Origin of the sequence: Tardiphaga sp. 42S5, assembly GCF_034044155.1 — a bacterium.
In the GTDB taxonomy this organism is placed as follows: domain Bacteria; phylum Pseudomonadota; class Alphaproteobacteria; order Rhizobiales; family Xanthobacteraceae; genus Tardiphaga; species Tardiphaga robiniae.
In genome coordinates, this window is record NZ_CP139027.1 from 4443292 (window position 1) to 4458930 (window position 15639).

A 15639-nucleotide genomic window follows, 5' to 3' on the forward strand; every position below is an offset into this window, starting at 1 on the left:
TGCTGACGCGACACTGATGTCGCGTCAGCCCCTTGCATCGGGATCACCCGCAGGCTGATCACGATGCGCCGCCGGATCACGACCTTCCGGCAACTCAAATTCAGAGGAACGATAATGGCACTGACCATCACCTACAGCGAAGCAAGCAGCAACCTGCCCGCTTATCTGGACAACTGGATCGACAATTTCGAATATCGCGGCACCGGAAATTTCAACGCCGTGAAGAACACCACGGACCAATGGTATGCTGGCACACGCATCGTCGGCGGTGTCGATAACGACAAATCGTCGATCATCGTGAGCGGTGATGACTTCTCCTATACGCCGGGCGTCATCGACGGCACGGTCACCAACCTGACACTCGGCAGCAATCTGGCTTATGTCTCATCGACCGATCTGTGGGTCCAGGATCCCGGCCTGTCGATCGGATTCGGCGGCGCAACGCTGACGCCGGCCTTCGACGCCGCGATCACCGACTTGTCGCAGAATGGCAGTCTGAACGGCCTTTACGGCTACTTTGCCGAACAGGGCACCATCCAGACCGGCACGGCCGGCAACGATGTCATGCTGAGCTTCGGTGGCAATGACAGCTTCACTGGCGGTCTTGGCAACGATACGCTCGTTTTTGCCGACGGGTGGGCCAATGACGTCGTGCTGGATTTTCACGCGGCCACCGGCGATTTCGACGTCCTCGACCTGCAGGGCGTGACCAACATCTCGAACTATGTCGACCTGTTCTTCAACCACAGCAACTGGTGGGACAATAGCAGCGTGCTCACCATCACCGATGGTGCCAACTCGATCCAGCTCGATGGCTATGTCGGGACAGACATGCTTGGTCTGATCCTGGACGGCCACTTCACCGTCTGAGCAGAGCTGTCGTGGTGAAAGCTCCGCAGCGTATTCCGCCGCAGCCATTGGCTGCGGCGGCCATCTCGCCACTCAAGCCCGCCATCGCGGGGATCGCCGTGATCAGCGGCATCGTGAATGTGCTCGCGCTGACCGCGCCGCTGTTCATGCTGCAGGTCTATGACCGCGTGCTGGCCAGCCGCAGCGTTTCGACGCTGATCGGCCTCGGTGTGCTGGCGGCCACGCTCTACGCTTTTCAGTCCCTTTTCGACATCATTCGATCGCGCATTCTGCTGCGCATCGGCGAGCGCTTTGATCATCAGTTGTCCGGCCGCGTGCATGATGCCGTTGTCGGTCTGCCGCTTGAGATGCCTTTGCCCGGCGATGGCCTGCAGCCCTTGCGCGATCTCGACAATGTGCGCGGCTTCCTGTCCGGCCCCGGTCCCACCGCCTTCTTCGACCTGCCATGGATGCCGTTCTACCTCGCCATCTGTTTCGTGTTTCATGTCTGGATCGGCATCACGGCCCTCGCGGGTGCGGTCATCCTCGTATCCCTCACCCTTCTCACCAATACCCGCTCCAGGGGGCCCGCACGCGAGACAGTGCAACACGGCATGTTTCGCAACGCCCTGATGGAAGCCAGCCGTCGCAACGCCGAAGTGGTGCGCGCGATGGGCCTCGGCGGCCGGATGGCCGCGCGCTGGCATCGTACCAATTCGGATTATCTGGCGGCCAATCGACGAGCTGGCGATGTGGCGGGAGGCCTCGGTGGCGTAGCCCGCGCGCTGCGCGCGCTGCTGCAGTCGACCATGCTCGGTGTCGGCGCCTATCTCGTGATCAGGCAGGAAGCCAGCGCCGGCGTGATGGTGGCGAGTTCGATCATGATGGGCCGGGCGCTTGCGCCCGTGGATCTGGCCATCTCGACATGGAAGCCGTTCCTGATGGCACGGCAGAGCTGGACACGGCTCGATGAATTGCTGACGCGCATGCCGGAAGCCACCAAGACGATGGCACTGCCGCGTGCCCATATCGATCTGCGCGTCGAAGCGATGACCATCGCGCCGCCCGGAGAGAAACGGCCGAGCGTCACGGGGCTGAGCTTTACCGTCTCCGCCGGAAGCGCTCTTGGCATCATCGGCCATAGTGGCAGCGGCAAGTCCACGCTGGCACGCGCACTGGTCGGCGCATGGCGACCGGCCAGCGGCAAAGTGCGCATCGACGGCGCCAGCTTCGACCAGTGGAACCGCGAGATGCTCGGTCGCGATATCGGTTATCTGCCGCAGGGCGTCGAACTGTTCGACGGCACCATTGCCGAGAATATCTCCCGCTTCGAAGACGACCCGGACTCCGAGACCATCGTCGCCGCGACCAAAGCTGCCGGTGTGCACGATCTCATCCTGCGCCTAGAACATGGTTACCAGACACGGATTGGCGAAGCCGGCTCCGCCCTGTCCGCCGGCCAGCGCCAGCGCATCGGGCTGGCACGCGCGCTTTATGGCGATCCGTTCCTGATCGTGCTCGACGAGCCCAATGCCAATCTGGACGTGGAAGGCGAAGCGGCGGTCATCCGCGCCATCGCCGCCATCCGCGAGCGCAAGGGCATTGCCATCGTCATCGCACATCGTCCGAGTGCGATCGGCGCCGTCGACCTCGTCCTGGTGATGGAAGGCGGTCGCGCCAAGGCATTCGGTCCCCGCGCGGACGTCCTCAGCAAAGCGCTGAAGGCTCCCGCCCCCGCAGCACACGGCAGCGGCACGACGACCGGCCATGCGGCCACCGCGCGGTCTCTGGCGCCGCTGCGGGTGATCGCCAATCCCGCCGACAAGTCGGGAATGAGCACACATCCTCACGACGATATGGAAGATCGCGATGCCCGATAGCAATGTCTCGGCGGTCTCCCACTCGATCCTGCGCCACCTCGGCATCGCCACGCTGGCGGGTGTTGTGCTGGTGGGCGGCATCGGCGGATGGGCCGCGGCGACCAATCTGGCCGGTGCGGTCGTCGCCGCAGGGCACTTCGTCGTGGATACCAACGTCAAGAAAGTCCAGCACCCGACCGGCGGCGTGGTCGGCGAAATTCTGGTCCGCGAAGGACAACGCGTCACCGCAGGCGACATGGTGATGCGCCTCGACGCGACGCAAACGCGCGCCAATCTCGCCATCGTCACCAAGCGGCTCGACGAATTCGCGGTGCGACGGGCGCGACTCCGCGCCGAGCGCGATGAGGCCGGCGTCATCGCCTTCCCCGATGAAATCAGATCGCGCGCCGCCGATCCGGAGGTCGCCCAGCTCATGGCAGGCGAAAGCAGACTGTTCGAACTGCGCCGCGACGCCCGCCTCGGTCAAAAAGCGCAGCTTCGCGAACGCGCCCTTCAATACGGCAAGGAAGTGCGCGGCCTGGTGGCTCAGGAGGAAGCGAAAATTCGCGGCATCGGTCTGATCCAACGCGAACTGACAGGCGTGCGCGAACTCTGGGAGAAGGGCCTCGTGCCCATTCAGCGCATGATGGCGCTGGAACGCGAGGCGGCAAATCTCGACGGCGAACGTGGCCGGCTCGTCGAAGCCCAGGCGCAATCGGGGGGCAAGATTTCCGAAACACAGTTGCAGATGATTCAGGTCGACCAGGATCTCCGCAGCGAGGTCGCCAGCAGCCTGCGCGACATCGAGGGCCAGACGGCGGAATATGTCGAACGGAAGGTGACTGCAGAAGATCAACTCAAGCGGATCGATATTATCGCTCCGCAAAGCGGACTGGTCCACGAGCTCGCGGTGCATACCGTTGGCGGCGTGATTTCGCCAGCCGACACGGTCATGCTGATCGTGCCCGACAGCGACAGGCTGGCGCTCGAAGTGCAGATCAACCCGCAGGACATCGACCAGATACGGCTCGGCCAGCCGGCCGTGCTGCGCATGTCGGCCTTCAACCAGCGCACCACGCCCGAACTGAATGGCAGCGTCAGCCGCATTGCCGCCGACCTGACGCTGGATCAGAAGTCCGGGCTTTCCCATTACATCGTCCGCATCACCATCCCGCCGCAGCAACTGGCGCGCCTTGGCAAGCTCGCCCTCGTTCCAGGAATGCCCGCGGAAGCCTTCATTCAGACCGGCGAGCGCACGGTCCTGTCTTTTCTGGTCAAGCCCATCGGCGACCAGATCGCGCGATCATTTCGCGAGGAGTAGCCGGTTGAAGTCGAGTTCAGCCCCTGCGCATGGGGCTGGGATACGGCTTCGCCGACTTCGCGCCGTCACGCCAGCGCCCCGGTGCTATGCCGGTCACGCGCTTGAAGGCGCGATTGAAGGCCGCCTCGGAATCGTAGCCGACATCGCTGGCGATGACGGCAAGGCTGTCGGCGCCCGTTCGCATGCGCTCCGCTGCCAACTGCATCCGCCAGCTGGTGACATATTCGATCGGAGCCTGGCCCAACACCTCGTTGAAGCGCTCGGCGAGCACCGTGCGCGACGTGCCACATTCGCGGGCCAGATCGTCAACCGTCCAGCGATGGCCCGGGTTGCCATGGACATGCCACATCGCACGTCCGAGCACGGGATCGTTCAGTGCCGCGAACCAGCCATGGGCGCTTGGCGGCAATCCCGCAGCGTAGCGACGCAGCACCTCGACGAACAGCAGCTCCATCAGCCGGCCGAGCATGATCTCACTGCCGGGCGTAGCGTCTTCGGTCAGTGAGAGAATTTCGCGCACCGTCGTGGCGAGAATCGCGCTCACCTTGTCGTCGCCGGCGCGATCGATGAGCATCGGCGGCAGGGTCCGAAAGACCGGAGAATGCAGCAACTCCGACGATTCGATGAAGCCGCAGACCATGCGGGTCTCCCGCCCTCCGCCGCCATGCTCGATCGTCCACATGCCGGATAGTGGACCGGCCCGCACCAGTTCCATCGCGGAACACAACTCCGCGCCGTCGCCGCTGTAGAACCTGTGCGTGTCGGCGAACGGCATCAGCAGAATGTCACCCGCGGCAATGGTGCCTCGCTCGCCACTGGCGAGTTCAACGGTGCATTCGCCCGCCGCGATCAAATGAAAAATGCTGACATGGCGCAAATGCGCCATCGGGGTGCGTTCGTCGAAATGTTTCGGGCTAATGAGGCCGAAGGGCTCAGTCAGGCTGGCGTTCAGAAATACCGATCCGCTGAGCCGTATCGACCGCAGCATATCTGCAAGCAAATCCCCGCCGCGATCAATATCCGGCGTCGCTGCAAATGATGGCGGTGTCTCGATCATGCGAGGTCCTGAACCTCCGACCATCGTCCGCTGCCCCAACCATGCGCGGCATGTGGCGTCGCATTGTATCCGATGGAGACGATGATGATCAAGAAACGGCTGTCCAAGGCCGCCGATCGTAGCTTCCGCTTGATTGCAGCAATGTTGATGCGGCGCGCCATTGCGCGGCTGATCCGCATCGACGACAGATCGCTATCCAACGCAGGATTATCACGCACCGCGGTGGCCGAGTTCCTCGAGAGTCCGCTTCGAACCGACCCGCACCGCTTCTTCAGCCGCAAGCATGCGCAGCGCGGTCTGCGAGATACCGATACCACTCTTGAGTCGATTCAGGTGTCGCTGGCCCAACCGGACCCGATTCATCTTCCGCCAGATGAATCGATCGCTTTCGACAACCATCGCGCGCAGACCGATACGCTTCACCGGGGAACCATCATGCATGAGATCCGACAAATGGTGAGCTTCCGCATGCAAATCCTGACGGCTGGCGTGCTCGTCGCCGTCGGTGCCCTGAGTGCCTGCTCCGGCAGCCTGCCCAATCACGATGCGGCACAAATCCGCCGTGATCAGCCCGCGCGCTGTCAGCTGCGCCCGAATCTCATTCGTCTATCGCCGATCATGCGGCCGAGCGAGCGCGTGGCCGAGGCATCTCTCCTCCCCAGCCAGCCGCGCAGCAGGCAACCCGAAGCGCGCGCGGGTCCTCCCGGACGGGCCGGCTAAGGAAACGCTTGGTTCAAATCGACAAGACAACCAGCAAAGGATAGTTCCATGACCCGCCTCATTGCACTCATCTACGGGCTCGCGTCCTACGCGATCTTCTTCATCACGATCCTTTACGCCATCGGTTTCGTCGACGGAATGATGGTACCGAAAGACATCAACGCGGGAACGCAGGTCCCGTGGCTGGAGGCCGTCCTCGTCAATCTCGCTCTGATGTCGCTGTTTGCAATCCAGCACAGCGTCATGGCGCGGAAGTCGTTCAAGCAGTGGTGGACGCAATATGTCCCGGCTTCGGTCGAGCGCAGTACCTATGTGCTGTTCGCGAGCCTGAGCTTGTTGCTACTATTCTGGCAGTGGCGCCCGATACCGGCGATCGTCTGGCAGATCAGCAATCCACAACTGGTCATGGCCATGACAGGGCTTTCCCTGTTCGGATGGATCATCGTCTTCACCAGCACGTTCCTGATCAACCATTTCGAGTTGTTCGGCGTGCAGCAGGTGGTGCAGAATCTGTCTGACCAGAAGCCATCTGCGCCGGTGTTTCGCACGCCGCTTTACTACAAGCTTGTGCGACACCCGATCTATCTCGGCTTCATCATCGCCTTCTGGGCGACACCGATGATGACGGTGGGGCATCTGCTCTTTGCGGCGGTCACCACCGCCTACATCTTCGTCGGCATCTTTCTGGAAGAACGCGATCTGGTCGAGCTGTTCGGCGACGACTATCGGCGCTACCGCGATCGGGTGTCGATGATCCTGCCATGGCGCAAATCAGAGCGTCCGCCGACGCAGAGGCACGCCAATCCGTTCGGGCTCAGCGGCGAACGATAGGACACAAAATAAAAACGCCGGATCGCGTGCACCGCGGTCCGGCGTTTTTTTTCTGGCTGATCAGTTCGGCCGCTTGCGCTTATGCGCGAACGGGTTGGCCTTCTCGCGCAATGTGATGCGGATCGGCGTGCCCGGCAGGTCGAAGGCTTCGCGCAGCGTATTGGTGAGATAGCGCAGATAGCTCGTCGGCACCGCATCGGCGCGCGAGCAGAACACCACGAAGCTTGGCGGCCGTGCCTTGTTCTGGGTGACGTAGTTTAGTTTCAGCCGACGACCCGATACCGACGGCGGCGGATTCTTGTCGATTGCATCCTCGAACCAGCGATTGAGGCCGGCGGTGGGAATGCGGCGATTCCAGACCGCGTAGGAATCCTCTATCGCCTTCATCAGCCGTTCCACGCCCTCGCCCATCAGGCCGGAGATCGCAACGACCGGCACCCCCCTGATCTGCGGCAACAAGTGATCAGCATCGGTGCGCAGCGCGCCAATCTGGCCGCCCTGCTTCTCAACCAGATCCCATTTGTTGACCGCAAGCACCAGCGCGCGTCCCTCACGCTCGACCAGGTCGGCGATGCGTAGATCCTGTTCCTCGAACTTGTTCTGCGAGTCCATCATCAGCACGACGACTTCGGCGAAGCGCACGGCACGCAGCGTGTCGGCGACGGACAGCTTTTCCAGCTTCTCCTCGATGCGCGACCGACGGCGCAGGCCGGCAGTATCGAAGATGCGGAAATCGCGGCCCTTGTAGTTGAGCTCGACCGAAATAGAATCGCGCGTGGTGCCGGCCTCCGGCGAGGTCAGCAGGCGCTCTTCACCGAGCAGATAGTTGATGGTCGTCGACTTGCCGGCATTGGGGCGGCCGACGATGGCGACGCGGATCGGCCGCGTCTCGATCTCTTCTTCGGGAATGATGACGTCGTCGTCGTCGAATTCTTCCGGCTCTTCGACCGGCTCCGGCATCAGCACGCGCAGCGCGTCATAGAGCTCGCCCAAGCCCTCACCGTGTTCGGCGGAGACCTGGATGGGATCACCGAGGCCCAGCGCATAGGATTCCATCGCGCCGACTTCGCCGTGCTTGCCCTCGCTCTTGTTGGCGAGCAGCAGCACCGGCTTGTTGGCGCGGCGCGCAAAATCCGCAAAGGCGCGGTCGTTCGGCGTCAAGCCCATGCGCGCATCGATGACGAAGAACAGCGCGTCTGCCAGCGCGATCGCCGTCTCGGTCTGTTCCTGCATGCGCGCGGTCAGCGAGCCCTTCGGGCCTTCATCGAGACCGGCGGTGTCGACCAGCGTGAATTCGAGATCGCCAAGCTTGCCCTCGCCCTCGCGGCGGTCGCGGGTGACACCGGGAGTGTCATCGACCAGCGCAAGCTTCTGCCCGACCAGACGGTTGAACAGCGTGGACTTGCCGACATTGGGTCGGCCGATGATGGCAATGGTATAAGACATGGGTGATCCGTGCGCCCTTTACGGACAGCCTGTCAATGAGAGGGCGCGCGAACTCAGCGCGAGAAACTGCCCGACGGCACTGGTGCCGGGAATGGTGTGGTGGCCTGCTGGGCCGGCGCGGCTGCTGCCGGCTCATCCGGCGGCGGCGCGGTGGTGCTGCGGCGGCGGGCGACCTTCTTGCCTTGCGGCGGAGGCGGTGCGGCAGCCGTGCTGCCTTCCTCGCCCGGTGCGGCATCGGGATCGGCGGGCGCTGCGCCGTCCTGACGGACGGTGCCGACCTGAACAGAGCCACGGCTCTTCGCCTTGCGGCCCTTCGGCTCTGGCGCGCCCGGCGGCGGCTGCAGTGGGGCGGCTGCGACGGGCGCAGCCTCCTGCGCGCGCTGGCGCTCAACATTCTCCTTGTAGAGATCGCGCGGCACGCCCTGCTCAAGACCGGGGACGCCGTCGGGAAACACCGGCTTGCGGTCGCCGGGCAGCTTCTTCTTGGTGTCGAGGAAGTCGAGCATGTCGGACGGGTCCCAGCCGGTCATGCTGCCGCAGCCTGCGAGCGCGCTGGACAGCGCGATCAGGACGGCGGCGGAAACGAGGCGTTGCATCGGGCGCATGGACGACTTCTCACTCAACTCGTGATCTGAACGATCGGCTTCAGGTCAGCTTTAATTCGGCTCTTGTCTTGCTCAGCTTTTCGCCGCGGGCGGCAGCAGCGCCTGCAGTGCTTCGGCACGGGTGCGCAGGCTCGCCGGCGTCTCCGCATCGTTGGACATCATGTCCAGCCACTGCCGCGTCGCCACGGCGTTGTTGGCCTTCCATGCCGACAGCGCCAGCAGTTCACGCGCCGAATGACGATAGGTGCTGGTATTGGTCGTCGCCGGCTCCAGGCGGGTCTGCATCACCTCATAAGGCGTGGTCTCCAGCAGCAGGCTGCCGGCGCGGATACGCGCGAGATCCTGCTCGGGTGCTGGAACGGTGCGGTCGGCGATGATGTCGTCATAGAGCTTCACGGCAGCCTGCGGGTCGCGCGAAGCAGCCTCGGCAGCGGCGCGCAGACGCGCCAGCGTGCGGTAGCCGGACGGCGCCTCGGCCGCGAGCTTGGTGAAGGCGGCTTCCGCCTCGGCATGCTTGTTCTGCTCGGCCAGCTCGACCGCACGGTCGAACGCCGCACCGGCCACGGCGGCCTTCTTGGCCTCGAGATAACTGTAGCCACGCCAGCCGCCGACGCCGACCACGATCAGAATCGCGACTGCGATGATCAGGAGCGAATACTTCTCCCAGATCTTCTTGAGCTGCTCGCGACGCAGGTCTTCGTCGACTTCATTAAATAATTCAGACACTTAAAGGTATCCTGTCCCCGATGGGCCGCGCTCACCCCGAGCGGCGCCGGGCATATACGCCCCGGCATGGCGGCGGCGATACCCTAGCGTTATGGCGCTGGCAAGGCAAAGCCAGCGCGATCAAAGCGTTATCCCGAAATGCTTAATTTCGAACCGATGCCTTTGGGCGCGTCAGTTCATGCCGCCGGCACCGCCGCTGGTGCGGCCATTGGCATTGGACCCGGCGCTGTTATCGCCGAAGGCCGAATTGGCATTGTTGCCGCCCAGCGCCGCATTGCCGCGGGTGTCGTTAAGCGGGTTTGCGACCGGGCGCGGCTCCTCGACACGATAATGGGGCTTCCGCTCCTTTTTGGCTGGCTCCGCGTGCGAAACCGCGGGAAGCAACGCCAAAACGACGACAAAGCTCAGGAACTTCAAAACCTTCATCATCAACATCCTTGCATTGCCCCTGCATTTCAACCCCGACCGGGCCGCAAAATTCCTGCGGAAATCTTGCGTCCGTCTTGCGTCAAACCTGCGTCAGCCCTTCGGCTTGCCGCCATAGACATGTTCCGGCCCCGGAAACGCGCGCGAACGCACATCGGTGGCATAGCCCTCGATGGCGGCCTCGATCATCGGTCCAAGATTGCCATAGCGTTTGACGAATTTCGGCACCCGCGCCGACAGGCCGAGCATGTCTTCGAGCACCAATACCTGACCGTCACAAGCCGGACTCGCGCCGATGCCGATGGTCGGGATCGGAATCGTCTCGGTGATCTTTCGCGCGAGCGGTTCAGCCACCGCTTCGATCACCACCGAGAACGCACCGGCCTGCGCGACAGCAATCGCATCGTTCTGAATTGGCCCCGGCACGTTCTCACCGCGCGCAATCGCTTCGGCCTCTTCCTTGCCCTGCGAGCGGAACGAACCGAGCGCCGCGATCGACTGCGGCGTCAGACCAATATGCGCCATCACCGGAATGCTGCGCTCGGTGAGGAACGCGATGGTCTCGGCCATGCGCGCGCCGCCTTCCAGCTTCACGGCGCCGCAATGGGTCTCTTTCAGAATGCGCGCGGCAGAATGAAACGCCTGCTCTTTCGACGCTTCATAGGAGCCGAACGGCATGTCGACGACGACCAGCGACTGCTTCGAGCCGCGCATCACCGCGTGGCCCTGCAGGATCATCATCTCCAGCGTCACCGGGATTGTGGTCTCGAAGCCGTGCATGACATTGCCGAGCGAGTCGCCGACCAGGATCACGTCGCAATAGCGATCGACCAGTGAGGCCGTATGCGCATGATACGAGGTGAGCATCACGATCGGCTCGCCGTTCTTGCGCGCGAGAATATCCGGTGCGGTCTTGCGCCTGATGGCTGACTGAACTGACATGAACTTAAGCTCCGAACACGGGAACGCCGATCACCACCGGATGGAAAGCGAAACCCAAAGCGATATAGGCGACGATGCCGACCGCGACCGCAATCGCGTCATTCATCGGACCGCCGACCGGGATCGGCGGACCGCCGGCGTCAGTGCGATGTTTCATCGAGATACGATCGATCACCGCCCAGGCCAGGAACGATCCGAACAGGATGATCGAGCCGAGATCGCCATTGGCGAGCAGATGCGCCGCGGCCCACAATTTGATGCCGGCAAGCATCGGATGTTTCAGCGTGGTGTAGATGCGGCCGCGGATATAGGACGCGGTGACCATGATCACCGCCGGCAGCATCAGGGCGACGGTGATGTGCTTCATCGCCAACGGCGGCGTCCAGACATTGATCCAGCCGGTCGCGCGATATTGCGCGAAGCCCCAGATGATCAGCGCGAGGCCGATGGCGGAGATCAGTGCAAAGCCGAGCTTGTAGACGCTCTCGCCCAGACGCGCGATCAGCTCCGCGCGCGCCTCGCGCCTGATGATGAACAGGTGAATGCCGAGAAACAGCACGAGGCCGAGGATCATCACACTCAGTCCCATGATGTTCAGTCCTCTCGCCCGGGCGGTTGCGTGCCGGATGGGTTGCCCGCCCTGAAATTCCCACTATGGTCCCGCCCGGCCAGCGGATTTTAGCCGCCTTTGGCGCCGGTCAGACGGTTTCCGGGTATCACTTTTCAGGGGACGCACGCAATGCTGCGAAACGACACGACATCTGCCCGCTTTCGCCTTGCGCTCGCAGCGCTGTTGTTCGCGACGTTGCCCTTCGCAGCGCACGCGCAGACACCCGTCTGGCCGCCCAAGTTGGTGCGCATCATCGTGCCGTTCGGCGCCGGTGCGAGCCCAGACATCGTCGGTCGCGTGCTCGCCGACAGTCTGCAGACGCGGCATCCCGGCACCAATTTCGTCGTGGAGAATAAGCCCGGCGCCTCCGGCAATATCGGCACCGACGCCATCGCCAAATCCACGCCGGATGGTTCGACCATCGGCATCTCGCTCGGCGGCCCCCTCGCCATCAACACGCTGCTGTTTGCGAAGCTGCCCTACAATCCCGACACCGACATCGCACCGATCACTTTGCTGACGCAGCTCCCGAGCGTGCTCGCGGTGCCGACCAGCCTCGGCGTCAACACCGTCGCGGAATTCCTCGCCAAGGCCAAAGCCGATCCGAAGGGCCTCGGCTACGGCTCGATCGGCGTCGGCACACTGTCGCAGCTCTGCATGGAAGCGATCGCGCAAAAGGCCGGCGCCAATATGGTGCACATCCCCTACCCGTCGTCCCCCGCGGCGACCACCGCGCTGATCCGCGGCGATGTGCAGGTCGCGTGTCTGCCCGCCATCGGCGTCACGCCGCAGCTCGCCACCGGCGCCGTGAAGATCCTCGCCGTCACCACCGCGAAGCGCTCGCCGTTCCTGCCGGATGTGCCGACACTCACCGAGAGCGGCATCGACGTGCAGTCCGACGCCTGGAACGCGCTGGTCGGCCCGGGCGGGCTATCGAAGGATGTGGTGGCGACGATCAATGCCGAAGTGACGCAGACGCTCGCCGAGCCTGCCGTGATCGAGAAGCTGAAGCTGCAGCTCATCACGCCCTCGCCGACCACGCCCGATCAGCTCCGCAAGCGCATGGCCGATGAGAAAGCGCTGTGGGCCGAGGTGATCAAAGCGGCGAAGATCAGGATCGATTGAGGGACTTCCTAACCTTGTAACTTGCCTCCCGCCGTTTCTGCTAAGCTATGCGGAGCGGTGGCAGGCGGGAGACCGAGTAACCTGAGGGACACCAAGCCCGTGGGAGAGCGCGGGTCCTTGCTTGCCGTTCCATCGAACCCGAACAGTCGCTTGGGCCGCTCAGCAAGCCCGGTTGCGCAAGGATGGGATCAGATGGACGCGATTTATGTTGGCATCGATGTGTCGAAGGATCGGTTGGACGTGGCGATGCGTCCGGGCGGTGAGAGTTTTGCGGTTGCCCGCAATGGTGCGGGGATCGATGATCTGATCGCGCGGCTGAAAGCGCGACCGCCACTGGTGGTGGCGATCGAGGCGACCGGCGGCTTCGAGACGGTGGTCGCCGCAGGATTGGCCGGCGCCGATCTGCCTGTGGTGGTGGTCAATCCGGCACAGGTGCGCGCCTTTGCCAACGCCCTCGGCAAGCGCGCCAAGACCGATCCGATCGATGCCATGGTGATCGCGCATTTTACCGAGGCGACCAAACCGCAACTGCGGCCGCTTCCCGATGCCACGACGCGGCTGCTAGCCGATCTGGTGGCGCGTCGGCGCCAGATCGTTGAGATGATGGCCGCGGAAGGCCAGCGTGCGCGGCGCGTCAGCAATCCGCGCCTGAAGAAGAGCATCGCCCGGCTCCACAAGGCACTGGAGAAGGAGTTGTCCGAACTGGACGACGACATCGGCGATCACGTGCGGGGATCGCCGGCCTGGGCCGAGAAAGAAGACTTGCTGGCGTCGGTGCCCGGCATCGGTCCGACCATCGCGCGCAGCCTGATTGCCGAACTGCCGGAGCTCGGCACACTCGATCGTCGTCAGATTGCGGCTCTCGCCGGTTTGGCGCCATGGACCCGGCAATCCGGCCAGTGGCGTGGCAAGAGCTTCATCGGCGGCGGCCGGGCCAATGTACGCCGCGTGTTGTTCATGGGAGCGATGGTGGCCGCCCGCTTCAATCCGCAGCTCAAACTGTTCCGCGACAAGCTCGTCGCCGCCGGCAAGCCCAAGCTCGTCGCTATCATCGCCGTCGCCCGCAAGCTGCTCACCATCCTCAACGCAATCCTGCGAGACAAGACCCCATGGCAGCATCAAAACGCTTGACCAAAAAGACAGTCGCTCTCCCCGCCCCGCGCGAAGCGAAGCTTCGCTAGGCGGGGCGAGGTAAGAAAGACCGTCACACGAACCGGCAGTTTCGCGCGGTTTGCGCCATGCCGGACGACGACGAGGTCGGAATGCTGTAGCTCGCCTCGCTCGGCGTCTGGCCGCGTGCGGGGATGATCACCGTGCCGTGGTCCTTCACCGAGCCCTTGGCGTTGGTTACCGTGACGTCGATGCCGCAGGCGATCTTGCGGGCGCAATTGTTCTCGAAATCCATCTTGAACGAATACTTGCCGTTGTCCTGCCAGAACCCGACATACTTGTCGCCGACGCAGGCCTTGGCTTCCTCGGTCCAGTTGTCGGGCTCGGGCCAGAACAACAAGGCGCTGCCGCCGGTGAGCACGCCGACAGCGCCAACAATCGTCGCAATCAACACGAACCTGCGTCCAAACATCGCCGCCTCCGGAGTGATTTCCCCTTCGTCGCGGCGGGTGACGCTGCGGTTCACGCCACACGCTACTTCCCGGACTGCTTCTGCAGCTCCCGGTTATCGACATAGCGGATCATGATCGGCCGGCCGGCGATCGCGCCGCCGAGGCCTTTGGTCAGCCTTAGCGGCAGGCAGCCATCGAGCGAACCGTTGATGGCCTCGAGATAGGTGCCGCGCGTGTCCTGCGGCGCATCCTTGCTTGCAAAGGTCACGCGCGGCGGCGCGATGGGCGTACCCGCCGTGTTGAACGAGAACATCACCGACATCTGCATGCCTGCACGCGCAACGTCCGTCGCGGGCGGTGACCAGCACGACCGCAAGGCAGCGAACAGGTCGCCGATCGTATCGAGATCATGATCGGGCCGGCGATAGAGAGCCTGCTGATCGCCCGGCGGCACGCTCAGCACCGTGACCTGCAGGTTCTGGCCGATCGGATAATCGATCTCGGGAATGCACGGCCCGTGATCGAACACGCTGCAGGTGGACGGCGTACACGGCTCGCCATCGAGCACGCTGCACGGCCTGTGCGAGAAAGGTACTGCATCGCCCGCACGCAGCCGCCGCGCCTCCGCCTGGCCAGCGAATGCCACCAGTACGCTGACGATCAACAGTAACGTGAGGTTCCGTGTCATTCGGACACCCTTGCAAATGCGCCCTCACCTGAAATGATGCAGGCGTGTGGCGTCATCAAGATCGGGATGGGTCACAACTGCACGAGCAGACCAACAAGCGGAACGCCGGCCAAACGACCGATTGCAGACATTGTTGCGCCTGCGCAGCCCGGCACCACACGTCGTCATCATCACACCCCGACCTCAGGAGACCGACATGAGCAGTCCCCAGGTACATCGTGATACTTCCATCACTATGAAGCTCGAAATCGTCGTCATTCCCGTGTCGAATGTCGACACGGCCAAGAGTTTTTACGCAAGCCTCGGCTGGAGACTCGACGCCGACTTCGTGGTCGGCGACGAGTATCGCGTGATCCAGTTCACACCGCCGGGTTCGGATTGCTCGGTCATCTTCGGCAAGAACGTCACTGCCGCGACGCCCGGCTCGGCGCAAGGCCTGTATCTGATCGTCTCCGATATCGAGGCCGCCCGTGCAGACCTGCTCGGCCGCGGCATCAAGGTGAGCGACGCCTTCCACGCCGGAGATGTCAATGTCGGGCCGGACGAGCCCTATTTGTTCGGACGGCTTCGGATGAATGGCCCGGATCCCGCGCGGGCCAGCTATCGCTCCTTCGCATCATTCAGCGACCCGGACGGCAACGGCTGGCTGTTTCAGGAGATCACCGCGCGATTGCCGGGACGCATCGATGCCAGTTCCACGACGTTCAACTCATCCACTGACCTTGCAGCCGCCTTGAGGCGGGCGGCGATCGCCCATGGCGAACACGAAAAGCGCACGGGCGGCAAACATGACGAGAACTGGCCGGATTGGTATGCCGACTATATTGTGCGCGAGCAGACCGGCGAGTCATTACCGACATAGCGACCGTACT

The 15639-nt window shown here is 63.4% G+C and carries 17 protein-coding genes; 8 read left to right on the forward strand and 9 right to left on the reverse strand.

Features of this window, described 5'->3' with window-relative positions:
• Positions 1-114: 114 nt before the first annotated feature.
• The 3 genes from SFY93_RS20705 to SFY93_RS20715 are packed head-to-tail and all read left to right on the forward strand — an operon-like array spanning position 115 to position 4029.
• Positions 115-870 carry a calcium-binding protein gene (locus SFY93_RS20705; protein WP_320444422.1) on the forward strand — a complete coding sequence of 252 codons (756 nt, stop codon included), beginning with the start codon at positions 115-117 and terminating at the stop codon, positions 868-870.
• An 11-nt stretch (positions 871-881) separates the two neighbouring features.
• Positions 882-2729, forward strand: coding sequence for a type I secretion system permease/ATPase (locus SFY93_RS20710; protein WP_320444423.1), 1848 nt, complete (start codon positions 882-884; stop codon positions 2727-2729).
• Positions 2719-4029 carry an HlyD family type I secretion periplasmic adaptor subunit gene (locus SFY93_RS20715; protein ID WP_320444424.1) on the forward strand — a complete coding sequence of 437 codons (1311 nt, stop codon included), beginning with the start codon at positions 2719-2721 and terminating at the stop codon, positions 4027-4029. Before SFY93_RS20710 ends, SFY93_RS20715 begins: the two co-directional genes overlap by 11 nt.
• 16 nt (positions 4030-4045) lie before the next feature.
• Here the strand turns inward: SFY93_RS20715 and SFY93_RS20720 are convergent, their stop codons facing one another.
• Positions 4046-5086 carry an AraC family transcriptional regulator gene (locus SFY93_RS20720; RefSeq protein ID WP_320444425.1) on the reverse strand — a complete coding sequence of 347 codons (1041 nt, stop codon included), beginning with the start codon at positions 5084-5086 and terminating at the stop codon, positions 4046-4048.
• Between the two features lie 84 nt (positions 5087-5170).
• Here SFY93_RS20720 and SFY93_RS20725 point away from each other — a divergent pair, with 84 nt between their 5' ends.
• Entirely contained in the window at positions 5171-5806 is a 636-nt protein-coding gene (locus tag SFY93_RS20725) for a hypothetical protein (protein ID WP_320444426.1), read from the forward strand.
• Positions 5807-5854: 48 nt separating this feature from the next.
• Positions 5855-6637 carry a methanethiol S-methyltransferase gene (gene mddA, locus SFY93_RS20730; protein ID WP_320444427.1) on the forward strand — a complete coding sequence of 261 codons (783 nt, stop codon included), beginning with the start codon at positions 5855-5857 and terminating at the stop codon, positions 6635-6637.
• Positions 6638-6697: 60 nt separating this feature from the next.
• On the opposite strand, the gene der is transcribed toward mddA, so the two are convergent.
• From der to SFY93_RS20760, 6 genes are all read right to left on the reverse strand, one after another.
• Positions 6698-8083: a ribosome biogenesis GTPase Der gene (gene der, locus SFY93_RS20735; RefSeq protein WP_320444428.1), complete on the reverse strand. Its 1386-nt coding sequence runs from the start codon at positions 8081-8083 to the stop codon at positions 6698-6700.
• A gap of 53 nt (positions 8084-8136) precedes the next feature.
• Entirely contained in the window at positions 8137-8688 is a 552-nt protein-coding gene (locus tag SFY93_RS20740; protein WP_320444429.1) for a hypothetical protein, read from the reverse strand.
• Between the two features lie 72 nt (positions 8689-8760).
• Entirely contained in the window at positions 8761-9414 is a 654-nt protein-coding gene (locus SFY93_RS20745) for a tetratricopeptide repeat protein (RefSeq protein WP_320444430.1), read from the reverse strand.
• A 171-nt stretch (positions 9415-9585) separates the two neighbouring features.
• The gene (locus SFY93_RS20750) at positions 9586-9849 is read right to left on the reverse strand and encodes a hypothetical protein (protein ID WP_320444431.1); all 264 of its coding nucleotides are present in this window, start codon (positions 9847-9849) and stop codon (positions 9586-9588) included.
• Positions 9850-9933: 84 nt separating this feature from the next.
• Positions 9934-10782 carry a 3-methyl-2-oxobutanoate hydroxymethyltransferase gene (gene panB, locus SFY93_RS20755; RefSeq protein ID WP_184517493.1) on the reverse strand — a complete coding sequence of 283 codons (849 nt, stop codon included), beginning with the start codon at positions 10780-10782 and terminating at the stop codon, positions 9934-9936.
• A gap of 4 nt (positions 10783-10786) precedes the next feature.
• Positions 10787-11371 (reverse strand): NnrU family protein, encoded by a 585-nt coding sequence (locus SFY93_RS20760; protein WP_320444432.1) that lies wholly within the window; start codon positions 11369-11371, stop codon positions 10787-10789.
• Positions 11372-11521: 150 nt separating this feature from the next.
• On the opposite strand from SFY93_RS20760, the gene SFY93_RS20765 reads away from it, so the two are divergent.
• Together SFY93_RS20765 and SFY93_RS20770 are read left to right on the forward strand one after the other, a co-directional pair.
• Positions 11522-12517, forward strand: coding sequence for a Bug family tripartite tricarboxylate transporter substrate binding protein (locus SFY93_RS20765; RefSeq protein ID WP_320444433.1), 996 nt, complete (start codon positions 11522-11524; stop codon positions 12515-12517).
• Between the two features lie 192 nt (positions 12518-12709).
• A complete protein-coding gene (locus SFY93_RS20770; protein WP_320444434.1) occupies positions 12710-13648 on the forward strand; it encodes an IS110 family RNA-guided transposase in 939 nt (312 codons plus the stop codon).
• A 73-nt stretch (positions 13649-13721) separates the two neighbouring features.
• On the opposite strand, the gene SFY93_RS20775 is transcribed toward SFY93_RS20770, so the two are convergent.
• Complete coding sequence (locus SFY93_RS20775; protein WP_320444435.1) at positions 13722-14099, reverse strand: hypothetical protein; 378 nt, start codon at positions 14097-14099, stop codon at positions 13722-13724.
• Between the two features lie 62 nt (positions 14100-14161).
• Positions 14162-14767 carry a UCP034077 family protein gene (locus SFY93_RS20780; RefSeq protein WP_320444436.1) on the reverse strand — a complete coding sequence of 202 codons (606 nt, stop codon included), beginning with the start codon at positions 14765-14767 and terminating at the stop codon, positions 14162-14164.
• A 196-nt stretch (positions 14768-14963) separates the two neighbouring features.
• On the opposite strand from SFY93_RS20780, the gene SFY93_RS20785 reads away from it, so the two are divergent.
• Entirely contained in the window at positions 14964-15629 is a 666-nt protein-coding gene (locus SFY93_RS20785) for a VOC family protein (protein WP_320444437.1), read from the forward strand.
• Positions 15630-15639 lie beyond the last annotated feature (10 nt).

Coding starts and splice junctions, on each gene's coding strand:
- SFY93_RS20705 (WP_320444422.1), top strand. CDS start 115: ATGGCACTGACCATCACCTACAGCGAAGCAAGCAGCAACCTGCCCGCT.
- SFY93_RS20715 (WP_320444424.1), top strand. CDS start 2,719: ATGCCCGATAGCAATGTCTCGGCGGTCTCCCACTCGATCCTGCGCCAC.
- SFY93_RS20720 (WP_320444425.1), bottom strand. CDS start 5,086: ATGATCGAGACACCGCCATCATTTGCAGCGACGCCGGATATTGATCGC.
- SFY93_RS20725 (WP_320444426.1), top strand. CDS start 5,171: ATGATCAAGAAACGGCTGTCCAAGGCCGCCGATCGTAGCTTCCGCTTG.
- mddA (WP_320444427.1), top strand. CDS start 5,855: ATGACCCGCCTCATTGCACTCATCTACGGGCTCGCGTCCTACGCGATC.
- der (WP_320444428.1), bottom strand. CDS start 8,083: ATGTCTTATACCATTGCCATCATCGGCCGACCCAATGTCGGCAAGTCC.
- SFY93_RS20740 (WP_320444429.1), bottom strand. CDS start 8,688: ATGCGCCCGATGCAACGCCTCGTTTCCGCCGCCGTCCTGATCGCGCTG.
- SFY93_RS20750 (WP_320444431.1), bottom strand. CDS start 9,849: ATGTTGATGATGAAGGTTTTGAAGTTCCTGAGCTTTGTCGTCGTTTTG.
- panB (WP_184517493.1), bottom strand. CDS start 10,782: ATGTCAGTTCAGTCAGCCATCAGGCGCAAGACCGCACCGGATATTCTC.
- SFY93_RS20760 (WP_320444432.1), bottom strand. CDS start 11,371: ATGGGACTGAGTGTGATGATCCTCGGCCTCGTGCTGTTTCTCGGCATT.
- SFY93_RS20765 (WP_320444433.1), top strand. CDS start 11,522: ATGCTGCGAAACGACACGACATCTGCCCGCTTTCGCCTTGCGCTCGCA.
- SFY93_RS20770 (WP_320444434.1), top strand. CDS start 12,710: ATGGACGCGATTTATGTTGGCATCGATGTGTCGAAGGATCGGTTGGAC.
- SFY93_RS20775 (WP_320444435.1), bottom strand. CDS start 14,099: ATGTTTGGACGCAGGTTCGTGTTGATTGCGACGATTGTTGGCGCTGTC.
- SFY93_RS20780 (WP_320444436.1), bottom strand. CDS start 14,767: ATGACACGGAACCTCACGTTACTGTTGATCGTCAGCGTACTGGTGGCA.
- SFY93_RS20785 (WP_320444437.1), top strand. CDS start 14,964: ATGAGCAGTCCCCAGGTACATCGTGATACTTCCATCACTATGAAGCTC.